This is a genomic window from Mesorhizobium terrae (genome assembly GCF_008727715.1).
GTDB classification, from domain to species: domain Bacteria; phylum Pseudomonadota; class Alphaproteobacteria; order Rhizobiales; family Rhizobiaceae; genus Mesorhizobium; species Mesorhizobium terrae.
Genome location: NZ_CP044218.1, coordinates 5,676,239 through 5,690,656 on the forward strand (window position 1 = coordinate 5,676,239; position 14,418 = coordinate 5,690,656).

A 14,418-nucleotide genomic window follows, 5' to 3' on the forward strand; every position below is an offset into this window, starting at 1 on the left:
CTCGCTGCAGGGCGCTAGCACGCTGTGAGTGACGATCTCGGTTGCGATGCTGGTCGTGCGGTATCCGTTTTCACAGCAGCGCCGAGCTTTTGATCTGGCTTGCCACCACCGTCCTGTTGCGACCCGCGGCCTTTGCCTGGAGCAAGGCTGCATCGGCACGTGTAACGAGCGTTTCGATCGAGCCATTCAGCGGGGCTGTTGCAACGCCGATGGACGTTGACACCGCGCCCAGAACCCGGCCGGAATGGGAGAGCGTGGCGCCACCGATTTTCTGCCGCAGCGCGTCCGCGAGCTCCGAAGCTTCCTGTTCGTCAAGCCCGGGCAGGAGCACGGTGAATTCCTCACCGCCGAAACGGTAGGCACTGCCGGCTGTACCCACCGTCTCTCGCAATGTCTGCCCGACATACTGCATGACCAGATCTCCCGCGTCGTGGCCGAACTCGTCATTGAAGCGCTTGAAATGATCGATATCGACCATCAGGCAAGCGAGCTGCTCGCCGCTGCGATCCTGCCGGTGCAGCTGCAAGGTTTCATCCAGGAAGCGACGATTGAATAGGCCGGTGAGAGGATCGCGCACGGCCAGCTCGATCAGTTTTTCCCGCAATTGCAGGTTTGCGATCGCTAGGCCGACATTTTCCGCGATCAGCTCGAGATAGAGCCTGGCACCGGCGAACCCGAGCGCTTTCTCTCCACACTCTTCCTGGTAGAGAAGGCCGATCATGTCTCCCTGGGCTGTCAACGGCATGCAGAGCGCGGTCGCGCCCGACGCATCGAGGTGTCGGCATGGAACGTCAGCGCCATTCGCCCCGCTTTCGTGAGAACGGCCACGACGAAGCCCCCAACAGGCAGAGGCGGGAAACGCCGCCAACGAACGTTGCGGTTCGAGCCATGCGCCGGCGCGTATCAGTGCCGTCTTGCTATCGTTGAGGATATAGAGGCCGCCGGCGAAGTCGGGGAATATCTCGGGAATGAAACGAACCACGACCTCGGCAAGCTCTCCCTGGTTCTGGCATGCCTGCACCCGATGCATCATCTGCAGGATCATGTCTTTGGTGCGCTGGTCGGCCCTACGCTCGGCATCCAGCCGCTCCCGCTCGATGAGATTCGTGCGGAATATCCCTATCGCATCGTTCATCTCGCCGATCTCGTCGGCGCGCCGCTCGACCGGCATCTCGACCGTGTAGTCCTGTTTGGCGAGCCGGCTGACGATCCCGGTCATCTGCATGAGCGGCTTCACCACCCTTCGCCTCAGAACGAAATAAAGCACGGCCAAAAACAGCGCGCCGGTAGCCGCCAGCATGACCTTTGCGACAAGGCTCCACCAGTTGCTGCGGTCCCGCGCGGCTTCGAGCTGCGCTCCAGTGCGCGCGCCCGTCAGGTCGCGAAAATGCGCGACCGTCTGGAGAAGCGCCTTCTGGACCCGCTCGTATTCGGCCCCAAACAGGCCTTCCTGGGCGGCGATCTTGTCTCCGCGCTGGAAGGCCTCGACCGCGGTCTGTTCGATCTTGTCCAGCGCATCCGCGTCCCGGACGACCGCTTTCAGCGCTTCCGCCTCGCCCGGCGCCAGCCCCTTGCCGGCCAGCCTGGTTGCTGTGGCCTCGACGTTCCGCTCCGAGTTCTCCTGCGCCTGAAACTCCTTGAGGTAGCGCTCATCGCCGCGCATCACGTAGAGCCGCGCCTCGTCACTTCCAAACTCGGCTCCAAGCGCCAGTTCCTCGGCCAGCGTGTCGAGCGTCAGATGCTCCTCGACCGCGGCGCGTTCCTGGAGGGCGCTGCGCGAAGACATCATGAAGGCGCCACCGGACAGCGCGGTCAGGATGACCGTGATGCCGTAGGCCCAGTTGGTGATGGAGGTTATTCTCATCCTCTTATACTGCCAGCCGCTGTTTGAAGGAGGATTAAGGAGAAACGGGCATCTCCACCGCGATGCAATCGAACTACATGCGGCGTCGGAAGCCCTCTCGTTTTATGGCCTAGAGCCACTCCAGGCGGCGGCCCGATATTTTCAGGACACGGTCCTGCGGGATTTCGAGCGCAGCCGCCTCATCCTTCGAACAGCCAGCGATCATCCGGAACAGGCAACGTATGACACCGCCATGGGTGACGCAGACCGTGTCGCGCTGCATGGCCTGGAAGGCCGGCTGGATTCTCGACAGAAGCGTCTGGTAGCTCTCGGCGCCGGCGCCCGGCGGCGTGAAGTCCCATTTATCCAGCGCCCGCGCCTGGCTAGCACCCGGGAACCGCCGTTCCAGCTCGGGATAGGTAAAACCCTGCCAGTCGCCGAAATTGAGCTCGACCAGTCGCGGGTCGGTACGATAGCCGGCGGGATCGAGCCCCATGGCGGCTCGCATCAGCTGCATCGTCTCGCAGGTGCGGCGCATCGGGCTCGACACATAGTCGAACGCGCCCTTGGCGTCGCCGATCAATGCGGCAAGCTTGACGCCGTTCGCGCTCGCCTGCCGACGCCCGGTGGCGTTCAAGTCGGTGTCAGCCTGCCCCTGCAGACGCTGCTCGGCATTCCAATCCGTCTGGCCGTGGCGCACGACATAGATAAGCGCAGGCATGGTGCGCGAAAACTCCGGACGGGCGTTGGAAAACCGAGGCGACAAGACCGGGCGCGGCCGTTGACGGCCGCCCCGTAGCCGGCCTCAGTCCTTGAGAACGGAAATATCGGGCGCGTCGACCGCCTTCATGCCGACGACATGATAGCCCGAATCGACGTGATGGACCTCGCCGGTAACGCCACGCGAAAGGTCCGACAGGAAATACAGGCCCGAATCGCCGACTTCCTCGGGCGATACCGTGCGCTTCAGCGGCGCATTGTATTCGTTCCACTTGAGGATGTAGCGGAAGTCGCCGATGCCGGAAGCGGCAAGCGTCTTGATCGGGCCGGCGGAAATGGCGTTGACGCGGATGCCCTTCGAGCCGAGGTCGACCGCCAGGTACCGCACCGAGGCTTCCAGCGCCGCTTTGGCCACGCCCATGACGTTGTAATGCGGCATCACCTTCTCGGCGCCGTAATAGGTCAGCGTCAGCAGCGAGCCGCCATTGGTCATCAGCGGCTCGGCGCGCTTGGCGATGGTAGTGAAGGAGAACACCGAAATGTCCATGGTGCGCAGGAAATTGTCGCGCGAAGTCTCGACATAGCGGCCGGTCAGCTCCTCCTTGTCGGAGAAGGCGATGGCGTGCACCAGGAAGTCGAGCCCGCCCCACAGCTTGGAGACATTGTCGAACACCGTGTCCAGGCTCTCCGGATCGGTGACATCGCAATGGCCGACGACATGGGCGCCGAGTTCCGCCGCCAGCGGCTCGACGCGCTTCTTGAAGGCTTCACCCTGATACGTCAAAGCCACCTGGGCGCCGTGGTCGACGCAGGCCTTGGCGATGCCATAGGCAATCGAACGGTTGTTGGCCACACCGAGGATAAGGCCGCGCTTGCCGGCCATCAGGCCCTGTCCACCCACCATATGAGCGCTCTCCGCATACTGTTCTGCTTTGATGTGCCCTATCGCACAGGCGCTTTGCACCTTCAAGCGATGATGGCATGCGGCCAAGGCATTGGTTTTCGGCCGCTCGCGGCGCGAACCAAGCCGACTGCAGGCCTGCAGGCCCGTTTAGCCGGCGTGCAGGGGACAGGCCGGGATCAGAAAAGCCGGCGGTAAACCACGAAGCCGGAGCGCTCGGCGACCTGATCGTAGAGCCGCATCGCGGTGTGGTTGGTCTCGTGCGTATGCCAGTAGACACGCAACGACTCGGCCTGGCGGGCGCGGTCGTAGACGCCCTCGATCAGCGCCTTGCCGACGCCCTTGCCGCGCACATCCTGCGCGGTGAACAGATCCTGCAGATAGCAGTTCGGCGCGATCGCATTGGTCGAGCGATGGAAGATATAATGCACCAGCCCGACCAGACGGCCTTCGTTTTCGGCGACCAGCGCGTGCACGGGCTCATAGGCATCGAAGAAACGCGACCAGGTCGTCTGTGTCACCGCATCGGGCAGCGCCGTCGGTCCAGACCGTCCGTAAAAAGCGTTATAACCGGTCCAGAGCGGCAGCCAGCCCTCGAAATCCTGGCGGGCGACGGGACGGACGATGATCTGAGAGGACATTTTTGAAGGCCGCTGTTTTGATGGACTGCGGCATTCCTAGCTTCACCGCGCCGATGACGACAATGGATCGACTGATCCAATATCTTGGGCCAGATTTCGCCAAAACGGCAAGGACGCTTCAGTTCTGCTTTTTGACCAACGCTTCCAGTTCCGGATCGCCGCTCTCCGGCAGCATGATGCGGACATGGGCATAGAGGTCGCCATGGCCGCCGGCCTTTTCCGGCAGCCCGCGCCCCTTGATGCGCAGCACCTTGTCGGAACTCGACCAGGCCGGCACGTTGAGCGCGATGCGCCCGGTCGGTGTCTCCACCGCCAGCTTGGCGCCAAGCACGGCGTCGCGCAGCGCCACCGGCAGATCGGCGTGCAGGTCGCGGCCCTCGACGCGGTAACGTGCATGACGGCGGAACCTGATCTTGACCAGCGCGTCGCCGGGTTCGCCATAACCCTGCTCGCCCTGCCCCTTCAGCCGGATGGTCTGGCCGTCCTCGACGAAACTGGGCAGCTTCACCGCGACCTTGCGGCCGCCGGGGAACATGGCGGTGACCTTCTCCGCAGTGGCGGCTTCCTCGATGGTGACGTCGAGGACCACATTGATGTCGGCGCCGGCCGGCGCCTGCCGACGGCGCTCGCCGCCCTGACCACCGCCGGCGGCGCCGGGGCGCTGCTGGCTGAAGGCATCGCCGAAAATCTGGCTGAAAATGTCGCCGGCGCCTTCGCCGAACGGGGTGCCGCCGGACGAGCGGAACTCGAAATGGGGACCGCCCGCTCCCTGCTGGCGGCGGAAGCCGGCGAACGGGTCGCCGCCGGCGCCCCCCTCGAAACCCTGGAAGCGCGGCTTGCCGTCGGCGTCGATCTCGCCGCGATCGAAAGCGGCGCGCGCCTTCTCGTCGCCGAGAATCTCATAGGCCTGGTTGGCCGCGGCGAAACGATCCTTGGCCTTGGGATCGTCGGGATTCTGGTCCGGGTGGTGCTTCTTGGCGAGTTTCCGAAACGCCGACTTGATGTCCTTGGACGAAGCGTTCCTGGCAACTCCCAGCACCTCATAGGGGTCGCGCATCAATCCTGCTCATGGAATAGGTAAATTTAGAGTTGCCCACTATATGCGCCCTGATAGGAAGAAATTCCAGTAGCCATGACATGGAAAGCGGAAAATCAGAGCGCCTTGAAATCCTGCATCTGCCAGATGCCGGCGCCGGTCATGCAGACGCTGCCCTTGTACATGGCGACCCCGTCATAGCTTTCGCGCGACACGTCGAAGCGGCGGCAGCGGCCGCTCACGGCGTCGCCTGTTTCGGCCATCTGGGTGATGGCGCCGCGCGAGCCGGTGGTGGTATTCGCCCAAGGCACTGCCTGGCCGGCCAGCCCTTGCACGTCTGCAGAAGAGGCGGCGTTGCGTATCGTCTCCTGGTCGGAGGCCATGCCGGCATCGGCTGTATCGGGCGTCGCGGTCTTGGCGATCGAGCCGGTCACGATTGAGCGGTCGACCTCGGCCTTTTCCAGGCTGAAGCCGCCGGCGCCGCAACCGGCGAGCAAAAGCAGCGCGCATGGCGTCGCCGCCCTGAGACAGGACGAAAGGAAAGTGCCCACTGGCCGGCTGTCAAAATGGTGCGCGATGCGCGACAATCGGCAATTCCTCGGCCAGCTTCAAATCGGAAAAACTATGAACGAGACAGTGTTAACAACAGGTGACTTCACGGAGAGCGCGGAGCCTTTCCGGTTGTTCGCCACCTGGCTCGAAGACGCCTCGAAATCCGAGCCCAACGACCCCAATGGCGTGGCGCTGGCAACCGTCGATGCCGACGGCATGCCCGACGTGCGCATGGTTTTGCTCAAGGGTTTCGACGAACACGGCTTTGTCTTCTACACCAATTTCGAAAGCGCCAAGGGCCGCGAGATTCTGGGCAGCATGAAGGCGGCGATGTGTTTCCACTGGAAATCGCTGCGCCGCCAGGTGCGCATACGAGGCCCGGTCGAGATCGTCACCGACGCCGAGGCCGACGCCTATTACGCGACGCGCCCGCGCGGCAGCCGCATCGGCGCCTGGGCCTCGAAGCAGTCGCGGCCTTTGGAAAGCCGTTTCGCGTTGGAAAAAGCGGTGGCCGAATACACTGCCCGCTACGCCATCGGCGACATTCCGCGACCCAAGCACTGGTCCGGCTTCCGCATCGTGCCGCAGAGCATCGAGTTCTGGCACGACCGGCCGTTCCGCTTGCATGACCGCATGGTCTTCAGCCGCAACGCCGAAGGAGGCTGGGACAAGACGCGCCTCTATCCGTAACCCGCCGCGCCTATTGCGGACGCAGCAGCCTGTCACCATATCCGCCCGGACTGGGGTGACAGGAGAAAAAATGCTGCGTCTGCTTCTCGGAGGCCTGCTCGCGATCGCCGCGCAAATCAGCGCCAAGGCCGAAGAACCCTCCCCCATCCCGCCTGATCCTGAAATCCACCGTATCCTTCAACAGCGCATCGACATCGAAAAACAGAGCCTCGGCATCGTCGTCGGCGTTATCGACGCCAACGGCCGGCGCATCGTCGCGCATGGCCGCTTTGGCGCCGACGATGCGCGCGCGGTCGACGGCTACACCATCTTCGAGATCGGTTCCGTCACCAAGGTTTTCACCGCGCTGGCGCTGGCAGAGATGGCGACGCAGGGCGAAGTGTCGCTCGACGATCCCGTCGCCAAATACCTGCCCGCTGGCGTCACCATGCCAGAGCGCGGGGGCCGCAAGATCACCCTGCGCGATCTCGCCACCCACATGTCCGGCCTGCCGCGCCTGCCGGATAATTTCGCGCCCAAGGACGGTGGCGATCCTTATGCGGACTACACCGTCGACCAGCTCTACGGCTTCCTCTCGGGCTACACGCTGACGCGCGATATCGGTAGCAAATTCGAATATTCCAACCTCGGCTACGGCCTGCTCGGCCATGTGCTGGCACAACATACCGGCGCCGATTATGCGAGCCTGATCCGCGACCGCATCGCCACGCCGCTCGGCCTGCAAAACACCGTCGTCTCGCTTTCGCCGGTACAGCAGGCGCGCCAGACGCCCGGTCACGACCAGGCGCTCGACAAAGCGCCCAACTGGCACATGCCGACGTTGCCCGGCCTCGGCGCGCTCAATTCGAGCGCCAACGACATGCTGACCGTCCTCAAGGCGGCGATGGACGGGCAAAGCTCGCCTTTGACGCCGGCTTTCCGGCTTGCCTTGAGCGAGCGCCAGGCCATCGGCGGCGGCGAGGACACCGGCCTCGGCTGGTTCATCGCCAAGGCCGGCCAAGACGAGATGATCTGGCACAATGGTGGCACCGGCGGCTACCGGTCGTTCATCGGCTTCCTGGCCAAGGCCAAGGTGGGTGTCGTCGTCTTGTCCAACACGTCGACCGAACTGGGCATCGACGACATCGGTCGCCATCTGCTCAACCCGAAATCGAAACTTGCCGAGGCGCCAAAGGTGCGGGTGGCTGCCGCCGTCGATCCCGCTCTCTACGACCGCTATATCGGGCGCTACCAGCTGGCGCCGGATTTTATCCTCACCGTCACCCGCGACAATGACAGACTGTACGTCCAGGCGACCGGGCAGGAGCGTTTCGAGATATTCCCGGAAAACGAGCGCAATTTCTTCCTCAAGGTCCTCAACGCCCAGATCAGTTTCGATGCCAATGGCGACGGCAAGGCCACGCGTCTTGTCCTGCACCAGAACGGCGCCTCCAGTCCGGCGAAAAGGATCGACTAGACGGTCGAGAACCCTTGCGGCACGACCTTCGTATCCGGGCCGCGCCGCCATTTCAGGATGTTCTAACGTTACAGAGATTTAATCGGGGCGTTCAGTTTCGGTTCACCGATCCGCCGGGATACTCGCTCGCGTCCGGGGTGTATCAACCGAGATGAGGAACCCTATGAAGAAGTTCGTTTCCGCCTGCTGCGCGGCCGCCACCTTGTTGACGACCGTCGCCGCTTCCATCGCTCCCGGGGTGGCGGCGCCGATGCCAAGGCCCGCCGTTGCTACCGGCACGGCCGAAATCATGCCCGTCCTGTACCGGCGCGGTTTCTACAACGACCGCGGCTTCTATTATTTTAACGGCCATCGCGGCTATCGCTACGGCCGGCCGGGCTGGCGCCAGTACAACGGCTGGTGGTTCCCCCCGGCGGCCTTCATGGCCGGCGCCATCATCGGCGGTGCGCTCGCTTCGCCGCCGCCCCCGCCACCGGTCTATCGCCGCGCCTACCGGCTCAGCGACGCGCATGTCCGCTGGTGCTACGACCGCTACCGGTCCTATCGCGCGTCCGACAATAGCTACCTAGCCTCCGGCAACATCCGTCGCGAATGCATCTCGCCCTACATGCGCTGAATGCCGAAACGGCGCGTCCCCATGGACGCGCCGTTCTGATAGCCGACCAGGCGAACGACCCCGCTCCGGCGGGGTTATTTCTTGCGGTTCATGAAGGCGACGAAGGCGGCGCGCGCCTCGTCGGATTTCAGGCGTTCGGCGAAATGCCGGCCCTCCTCGTCTATGCGGGCGACAACCTCGTCGCGTCTGCCCAAGAGAAGATCGCGCGCGATCCGCAGGGCTTGTGGCGGCTTGGCCGCGATCTCCTCGGCCTTGGCCAGCACCGTGGCCTCCAGCGCGTCTTCCGCGACGATCTCATAGATCAGCCCCGCCGCCTTGGCGCGCTCGGCGGAGAACCCCTCGCCCAGCGCCAGTAACGCGAAGGCATCCTGGCGGCCGACGATGCGCGGCACGATCAGGCTGGAGGCCGCTTCCGGCACCAGGCCGAGATCGACGAAAGGCGTGCGGAAGACCGTGCGCGGCGTGGCGAAAGTCAGGTCGCAGTGCAAATTGAGCGTGGTGCCGATGCCGACCGCGATACCATCGACGCCCGACAGCAGCGGCTTGCCGAATTTCGCCAGCACATGCAGGAAATCCCACACGTCGCGGCCACCATCGCCACCGGTCGCCATGGCCAGGAAATCGGCCATGTCGTTGCCGGCCGAGAAGGCGCCGGGCACGCCGAGGAAGACGCTGACGCGGATCGCCGGGTCGGCATCCGCCTCGGTCAGCGCCGCCAGCATCGCCAGGTACATGGCGCGGGTTAGCGCGTTTTTCTTGTCGGGGCGGTTCATGCGGATGATCTGAACGGCGCCGCGGCGCTCGACGATGATCTGGTCGGTCACGAATGAAATCCTCTTTCCTAGAATGCTCAGGCCGTGACCAGCGCCCGGGCGGCGGCGGCCAGGCTGTCGGCGCCGCCGACGACGCGGTCCTTGAGTGCTGCGGTCTCGCCCAACAGGTTTTCAGCGAAGAACCGACAAAGCGCGATGCGCGGCTCGGCCCCGGCCAGCCCGCCGCGCGCCAGATAGGCGCCGCCGGCGGCGAGTGAAACCAGCCGCAGATAAGGCGTGGCACCCGCCAGCGCCGTCTCCATGCCGCCATCGGCGGTGCACGCCTGCAGGAAGCGCGTCGCCTCGACGACGTCGGCCAGCGCGCGGTCGAGCAGGTCGGCGCTGCGGCCGAAACCGGGAAGGTTCGAGGTGCGGATCTCGGCCGCCACCGCCTTCAGCTCGTCGATATAGCCGTGGATGTGGGCGCCGCCGCCGAGCGGCAGCTTGCGAGCCACCAGGTCGATCGCCTGGATGCCGTTTGTGCCCTCGTAGATGGGCGCGATGCGGGCGTCGCGATAATAGGCGGCCGCGCCCGTCTCCTCGATGAAACCCATGCCGCCATGGATCTGCACGCCGATCGAGGCGACATCGACGCCGGTATCGGTGGAAAAGGCTTTGGCCAGCGGGGTCAGGAGATTGGCGCGGTCCTGCCAGTGGCAAGCCGCATCGCCCTCGGCGGCATGCGCCATGTCGAGCGCGTGGGCGCAGCAATAGCTGATCGAGCGCGCGATCTCAGTCAGCGCCTTCATGGTCAGCAAATTGCGCTGCACGTCGGCATGGTGGACGATCGGCGCCATGCCCTCGCAGGTATAATCGGCCGCCTTGCCCTGCCGGCGCTCATTGGCATAGGCCAGCGCCTTCTGATAAGCGGCCTCGGCCACCGCCACGCCCTGCATGCCGACGGCGAGGCGAGCGTTGTTCATCATGGTGAACATGCAGGCCAGGCCCTTGTTCTCCTGGCCGACCAGCCAGCCGATGGCGCCGGGCTTGGTGCCACCGAAGCCGTCGCCATAGATCATGGTGCAGGTGGGCGAGGCATGGATGCCGAGCTTGTGCTCGATGCCGGAGCAGAACACGTCGTTGCGAGCGCCGAGCGCGCCATCGTCGCCGACCAGGAATTTTGGCACCAGGAACAGGGAGATACCGCGCGTGCCGGCCGGTGCGTCAGGCAGCCGCGCCAGCACCAGATGTACGATGTTGTCGGTGAAATCGTGCTCGCCATAGGTGATGAAGATCTTCTGGCCGAAGATGCGGTAGGTGCCGTCGCCGGCGGGCTCGGCGCGGCTGCGCAGCGCGGCAAGGTCTGAACCGGCCTGCGGCTCGGTCAGGTTCATGGTGCCCATCCATTCGCCTGATACCAGCTTGGCTAGGTATTTGGCCTTGAGGTCGTCGGAGGCATGCTTGTGCAGTGCCTCCACCGCACCCATGGTCAGCGTCGGTCCGAGACCGAAGGCCATGGCGGCGGAGTTCCACATTTCCAGTGCTGCAACGCCCAGCATGTTGGGCAGCGCCTGGCCGCCGAATTCCTCGGGCCCGGACAGGCCGTTCCAGCCGCCTTCGATCCAGCGCCGGTAAAGATCCTTCCAGCCGGGCGGCATGGTGACGGCGGCATCCTTCAACACCGCGCCGGTCTCGTCGCCGATCTGGTAGAGCGGCGCCACCTCCTCCGTCGCGAAGCGGCCGGCCTCCTCCAGCACCGCGTCGACCAGATCCTCGCCGAGATCGCCGAAGACGCCCGCCTCGAGCGCGGGCCTCAGGCCGGCGACATGTTTCAGCGTGAAGGCGATATCCGCGACCGGTGCCCGATACATGCCTTGAACTCCTCCTCCGATGCAGGGCCGATCCTGCCGCGAGGCGCCACCGCATGGCAACCGCCATCTCGCCACGCCACGCTCGTTCGAACTACTTTTACGTAAACGTCAAACTTTGTCACGCGGATTTTGACGATGGCCGGAGAGGTTTCATGGCTGGGCGATCGTCACGTCGATTTAGCCGCTGGGATCGCGATGCAGCCTTCGGGTTGAGGACTCATAAAAGCGAAACGACGATCCGATGGTCGCCGAGGCCATGTTCGACAAGAAGGCGCGGATGAGGTCAGCTTGGAGCCAACGCCCCGCAAACGCGCTCACAATCGCCGGCGCCGAATGTCGGGATTGAGCGCCAGTTCGGCGCATTTCCTGGCGACGCCCATCCGCCCCGGCACTAGGCTGCGTCTGTTGCCTGAAGGAGAATTCGTATGCGTGGTCATTGCCTATGCGGCACCATTGCTTTCGAAGTCGATGGTCCGGCCCAGGCCTGCGTGGTCTGTCATTGTGAAAGTTGCCGACGGCAATGTTCTGCGCCGATGACCGCCTACATTGGCGTCCTGGACGGCCAATGGCGATGGCTGAGCAAGCTGCCAAAGGTGTTCAACTCTTCTCCCGGCGTGGAAAGAACATTTTGCGACCACTGCGGCACGCCGCTGTCCTTCCGCTCAAGGAAGATGTCCAACGTCATGCATTTTTTCGCGGCGGCGATGGAGGAGCCGGAAAAATTCGCGCCGACGCTGCATGTCGCTTTCGAGGAGAAGCTCCCTTGGCTGAAACTCGGCGACGGCCTGCCGACACGTGTTGGGCCTGACTATACGAAAGACCCAGCCTGAAGACTTGATACCGCGCAGCCAAAAGCGGATCGAGACGAGCTTGAGGGCCGCTCAGGCGGCCCGCTGCACCTCGATGGTGACATGGGAGAGCGAACCGAAGCGGCGAAGCCGGTCGCGATAGAAATCGACCCCGCGCTCGCTGTTCGTCTCCACCGAGACGATGGCGCCGAGATGCCCCGGGCCGAGACGCCAGACATGCAGGTCGGTCAGGTGATCGCCATCCTGCTCCACCGCCTTGCGCACGCCTTCGGTGACATCCTTGTCCGGGTTCATGTCCAAGAGGATCGACCCCGTGTCCCGGATCAGGCCGTAGGACCAGCTGGCGATGACAAGCGCGCCGACAATGCCCGCCACGGGATCCATCCACAGCCAGCCGAAGGCACGCGCCAGCAAAAGGCCGACGATGACCAGCACCGAGACGGCGGCATCGGCCATGACGTGCACCACGGCGGCGCGCATGTTGTTGTCGCGATGCGCGGTGCTGCCGTGACCGTGTTCGTGCTCCTCGAACAGGATCGGGTAATCCGCACCATCGATGGTGACGCGGGCGGTGAAGGCGTGCGGTTCGGGAATCTCCTCGGCGCTTTGCAGATAATCGCCATGGTCTTCCATGCGGAAGGTCTGGCGCGCGCCGTCCGGCCGCACGGTCTCGACCGTGATGGACGACGCGTCAGCCCCATTCGCCTTGACGCGGAAGACTGGCGGATGGTTCGTCTCGAACACGCTGAGCAGCACGATGCCATGCGGTGTCGCGATGCGGTGCTCCTCGTCGTGTCCATGCCCATCATGGTGATGGCCGTGGCCATGGTGGTGGTGGCCGCCGCTCGCCAGCACCAGGGCGGAAACGACGTTCACGGCCAGCCCGAGGACGGCGATCGGAATGGCCTCGGCGAAATGGATGGGAACGGGCGCGACCAGGCGGCTGACCGCCTCATAGGCGATCAGGATCGAAATCATCGCCAGGATGACGGCGCTGGTGAAACCGGCGAGGTCACCGAGCTTGCCGGTGCCGAAGGTGAAGCGGGCATCGCGCGCATGCCGGCGGGCATAGCTGTAGGCAAGAGCGGCCAGCAGCAGCGCGCCGGCATGGGTGCTCATATGCAGGCCGTCGGCAACCAAGGCGATCGAGCCGAACAGCACGCCGCCGACGATTTCCAGCGCCATCATCGCCGCGCACAGCCAGATGACGATCCAGGTCCGGCGTTCGGCATGTTCATGGCCTTCGCCAAGGAAGACGTGGCTGTGCCCGGCGGCAGAGACTTCGAGATTGGTCATTTGAACAACCCTACTTCAAATAGGTACGCACCACCGCCAGGAGTTCCTCGGCGCCGTCATGGTTGAGCGCGCCGGGATATCGCTCCTCGTCGACCAGATGCGTGCGCACATGGCCTTCGATCACCTCGCACATCAGCCCGGACATCGCCGCACGGGTGCTTGCCAGAAGGTGCATCACCTTCTCGCAGCCGGCCTCGGTGTCCAGCGCCCGCTCGATCGCATCCACCTGGCCGCGGATGCGGCGCACGCGGGCCAACAGCTGCTGCTTTTCTCGAGTCGTATGGCTCATAGGGCAATCCTATAGCATAGGGGGTTATCCTATACAAGATACGGTCGAGCGAAGTGTGGGAAAGCCGGATTCATTTGGGATGTCGCTGTGTTTTTGAAGAGCGCCAGCAGCCGCACAGGCGCTTGCCCTTACGAATAAGCCGCCTGGCTCGGGCAAGATATTGAGGCGATCAAGGCGCAGTACCCCTGCGGGTCGCGCTTTTTGACGCTCACCTTTTTGTCCCAACAGGTGTAAGGAACACAACAAAGGAGCACCTCAAAAAATGCTGGCCAGACCTGAAACCTTCCGCTGCATCGAATGCGGGCTGCCTTACCGCGCCGACGGGTTTCACTATCACGAGGGCAGGATCGAGCATGGCGCGGCCTATTGGTCAGACCGCGGCGTGTTGTGCTCGCCGCGCTGCTCGCTCGCCCATCACAAGCGGCGCCAGGCCGAGGGAACGCTGCGCGACAAGCCGGCGCCCGACCCGTTTGAATTCTAGGCGGTCGCTCCACTCCCTCGCGCGGTCGGGAATGACGGACGGATAGGTCGCGCCACTCGTCTTCCGCATACGGCGCCGCTAAAGACGGCACGAGCACCGGTCGATCCCGCCATGCACCCTTCGAGGTATTTGGCACACCCCGTGAAGCTCCGTCATTCCTGACCTCGTGAGCGACCGCAGGGAGCGGAGAGTGTCGGGAACCCATGCCGGAACATTTCCGTAATGGAACCCTTTCAGAACAGGGGATGGGGGAACGCGACGTTCCCGCGCCCGGTTTCGCACGTGTTCGCGGCGCGTTAGTCACGGCATGGATTCCCGACACTCTCCGGTCGCTCCGCTCCCTCACGAGGTCGGGAATGACGAGCAAAAGATGTTGCCCCCATCCCGAGATCAGACGCCCCCGCCCGACGTAAACATCCCCGCCCCACTTCCACACCTGGCTTGAAAAACACCCCACCGCGATCA

At 64.1% G+C, this 14,418-nt stretch carries 15 protein-coding genes; 5 read left to right on the forward strand and 10 right to left on the reverse strand.

Annotation, left to right across the window (positions count from 1 at the left end; translation table 11 throughout):
* Positions 1-70: 70 nt before the first annotated feature.
* From FZF13_RS28450 to FZF13_RS28475, 6 genes are all read right to left on the reverse strand, one after another.
* Complete coding sequence (locus tag FZF13_RS28450; protein ID WP_024926680.1) at positions 71-1,864, reverse strand: diguanylate cyclase; 1,794 nt, start codon at positions 1,862-1,864, stop codon at positions 71-73.
* A gap of 109 nt (positions 1,865-1,973) precedes the next feature.
* Entirely contained in the window at positions 1,974-2,564 is a 591-nt protein-coding gene (locus tag FZF13_RS28455; protein WP_024926679.1) for a histidine phosphatase family protein, read from the reverse strand.
* 84 nt (positions 2,565-2,648) lie between these two features.
* Positions 2,649-3,467 carry an enoyl-ACP reductase FabI gene (fabI, locus tag FZF13_RS28460; RefSeq protein WP_024926678.1) on the reverse strand — a complete coding sequence of 273 codons (819 nt, stop codon included), beginning with the start codon at positions 3,465-3,467 and terminating at the stop codon, positions 2,649-2,651.
* Between the two features lie 176 nt (positions 3,468-3,643).
* The gene (locus tag FZF13_RS28465) at positions 3,644-4,105 is read right to left on the reverse strand and encodes a GNAT family N-acetyltransferase (protein ID WP_024926677.1); all 462 of its coding nucleotides are present in this window, start codon (positions 4,103-4,105) and stop codon (positions 3,644-3,646) included.
* 118 nt (positions 4,106-4,223) lie between these two features.
* A complete protein-coding gene (locus tag FZF13_RS28470; protein WP_024926676.1) occupies positions 4,224-5,162 on the reverse strand; it encodes a DnaJ C-terminal domain-containing protein in 939 nt (312 codons plus the stop codon).
* A gap of 95 nt (positions 5,163-5,257) precedes the next feature.
* Positions 5,258-5,728, reverse strand: a complete 471-nt coding sequence (locus tag FZF13_RS28475; RefSeq protein WP_024926675.1) for an RT0821/Lpp0805 family surface protein — start codon at positions 5,726-5,728, stop codon at positions 5,258-5,260.
* Positions 5,729-5,765: 37 nt separating this feature from the next.
* Between FZF13_RS28475 and pdxH the strand changes: the two genes are divergently transcribed.
* The 3 genes from pdxH to FZF13_RS28490 all read left to right on the forward strand — a co-directional run bounded on the left by pdxH (position 5,766) and on the right by FZF13_RS28490 (position 8,455).
* Positions 5,766-6,383 (forward strand): pyridoxamine 5'-phosphate oxidase, encoded by a 618-nt coding sequence (gene pdxH, locus FZF13_RS28480; protein WP_024926674.1) that lies wholly within the window; start codon positions 5,766-5,768, stop codon positions 6,381-6,383.
* Between the two features lie 70 nt (positions 6,384-6,453).
* Positions 6,454-7,839: a serine hydrolase gene (locus tag FZF13_RS28485; RefSeq protein ID WP_024926673.1), complete on the forward strand. Its 1,386-nt coding sequence runs from the start codon at positions 6,454-6,456 to the stop codon at positions 7,837-7,839.
* Positions 7,840-7,990: 151 nt separating this feature from the next.
* Positions 7,991-8,455, forward strand: a complete 465-nt coding sequence (locus FZF13_RS28490; RefSeq protein ID WP_373426395.1) for a BA14K family protein — start codon at positions 7,991-7,993, stop codon at positions 8,453-8,455.
* 74 nt (positions 8,456-8,529) lie between these two features.
* Here the strand turns inward: FZF13_RS28490 and FZF13_RS28495 are convergent, their stop codons facing one another.
* Positions 8,530-9,279, reverse strand: coding sequence for a crotonase/enoyl-CoA hydratase family protein (locus FZF13_RS28495; protein WP_024926672.1), 750 nt, complete (start codon positions 9,277-9,279; stop codon positions 8,530-8,532).
* A gap of 26 nt (positions 9,280-9,305) precedes the next feature.
* Positions 9,306-11,078, reverse strand: a complete 1,773-nt coding sequence (locus FZF13_RS28500; RefSeq protein ID WP_024926671.1) for an acyl-CoA dehydrogenase family protein — start codon at positions 11,076-11,078, stop codon at positions 9,306-9,308.
* A gap of 425 nt (positions 11,079-11,503) precedes the next feature.
* Here FZF13_RS28500 and FZF13_RS28505 point away from each other — a divergent pair, with 425 nt between their 5' ends.
* Positions 11,504-11,908 (forward strand): GFA family protein, encoded by a 405-nt coding sequence (locus FZF13_RS28505; protein WP_081766976.1) that lies wholly within the window; start codon positions 11,504-11,506, stop codon positions 11,906-11,908.
* A 51-nt stretch (positions 11,909-11,959) separates the two neighbouring features.
* Here the strand turns inward: FZF13_RS28505 and dmeF are convergent, their stop codons facing one another.
* Entirely contained in the window at positions 11,960-13,183 is a 1,224-nt protein-coding gene (gene dmeF / locus FZF13_RS28510) for a CDF family Co(II)/Ni(II) efflux transporter DmeF (RefSeq protein ID WP_024926669.1), read from the reverse strand.
* Between the two features lie 10 nt (positions 13,184-13,193).
* On the reverse strand, positions 13,194-13,472 hold the full coding sequence (locus tag FZF13_RS28515; RefSeq protein WP_024926668.1) for a metal/formaldehyde-sensitive transcriptional repressor: 279 nt from the start codon (positions 13,470-13,472) through the stop codon (positions 13,194-13,196).
* A 262-nt stretch (positions 13,473-13,734) separates the two neighbouring features.
* On the opposite strand from FZF13_RS28515, the gene FZF13_RS28520 reads away from it, so the two are divergent.
* Positions 13,735-13,953, forward strand: coding sequence for a hypothetical protein (locus tag FZF13_RS28520; protein WP_024926667.1), 219 nt, complete (start codon positions 13,735-13,737; stop codon positions 13,951-13,953).
* Positions 13,954-14,418: the final 465 nt, after the last annotated feature.

What these genes read in the sequence shown, in the direction of transcription:
- FZF13_RS28450 (WP_024926680.1), bottom strand. Translation starts at nt 1,864, where the DNA reads ATGAGAATAACCTCCATCACCAACTGGGCCTACGGCATCACGGTCATC.
- FZF13_RS28455 (WP_024926679.1), bottom strand. Translation starts at nt 2,564, where the DNA reads ATGCCTGCGCTTATCTATGTCGTGCGCCACGGCCAGACGGATTGGAAT.
- fabI (WP_024926678.1), bottom strand. Translation starts at nt 3,467, where the DNA reads ATGGTGGGTGGACAGGGCCTGATGGCCGGCAAGCGCGGCCTTATCCTC.
- FZF13_RS28465 (WP_024926677.1), bottom strand. Translation starts at nt 4,105, where the DNA reads ATGTCCTCTCAGATCATCGTCCGTCCCGTCGCCCGCCAGGATTTCGAG.
- FZF13_RS28470 (WP_024926676.1), bottom strand. Translation starts at nt 5,162, where the DNA reads ATGCGCGACCCCTATGAGGTGCTGGGAGTTGCCAGGAACGCTTCGTCC.
- pdxH (WP_024926674.1), top strand. Translation starts at nt 5,766, where the DNA reads ATGAACGAGACAGTGTTAACAACAGGTGACTTCACGGAGAGCGCGGAG.
- FZF13_RS28485 (WP_024926673.1), top strand. Translation starts at nt 6,454, where the DNA reads ATGCTGCGTCTGCTTCTCGGAGGCCTGCTCGCGATCGCCGCGCAAATC.
- FZF13_RS28490 (WP_373426395.1), top strand. Translation starts at nt 7,991, where the DNA reads ATGAGGAACCCTATGAAGAAGTTCGTTTCCGCCTGCTGCGCGGCCGCC.
- FZF13_RS28500 (WP_024926671.1), bottom strand. Translation starts at nt 11,078, where the DNA reads ATGTATCGGGCACCGGTCGCGGATATCGCCTTCACGCTGAAACATGTC.
- FZF13_RS28505 (WP_081766976.1), top strand. Translation starts at nt 11,504, where the DNA reads ATGCGTGGTCATTGCCTATGCGGCACCATTGCTTTCGAAGTCGATGGT.
- dmeF (WP_024926669.1), bottom strand. Translation starts at nt 13,183, where the DNA reads ATGACCAATCTCGAAGTCTCTGCCGCCGGGCACAGCCACGTCTTCCTT.
- FZF13_RS28515 (WP_024926668.1), bottom strand. Translation starts at nt 13,472, where the DNA reads ATGAGCCATACGACTCGAGAAAAGCAGCAGCTGTTGGCCCGCGTGCGC.
- FZF13_RS28520 (WP_024926667.1), top strand. Translation starts at nt 13,735, where the DNA reads ATGCTGGCCAGACCTGAAACCTTCCGCTGCATCGAATGCGGGCTGCCT.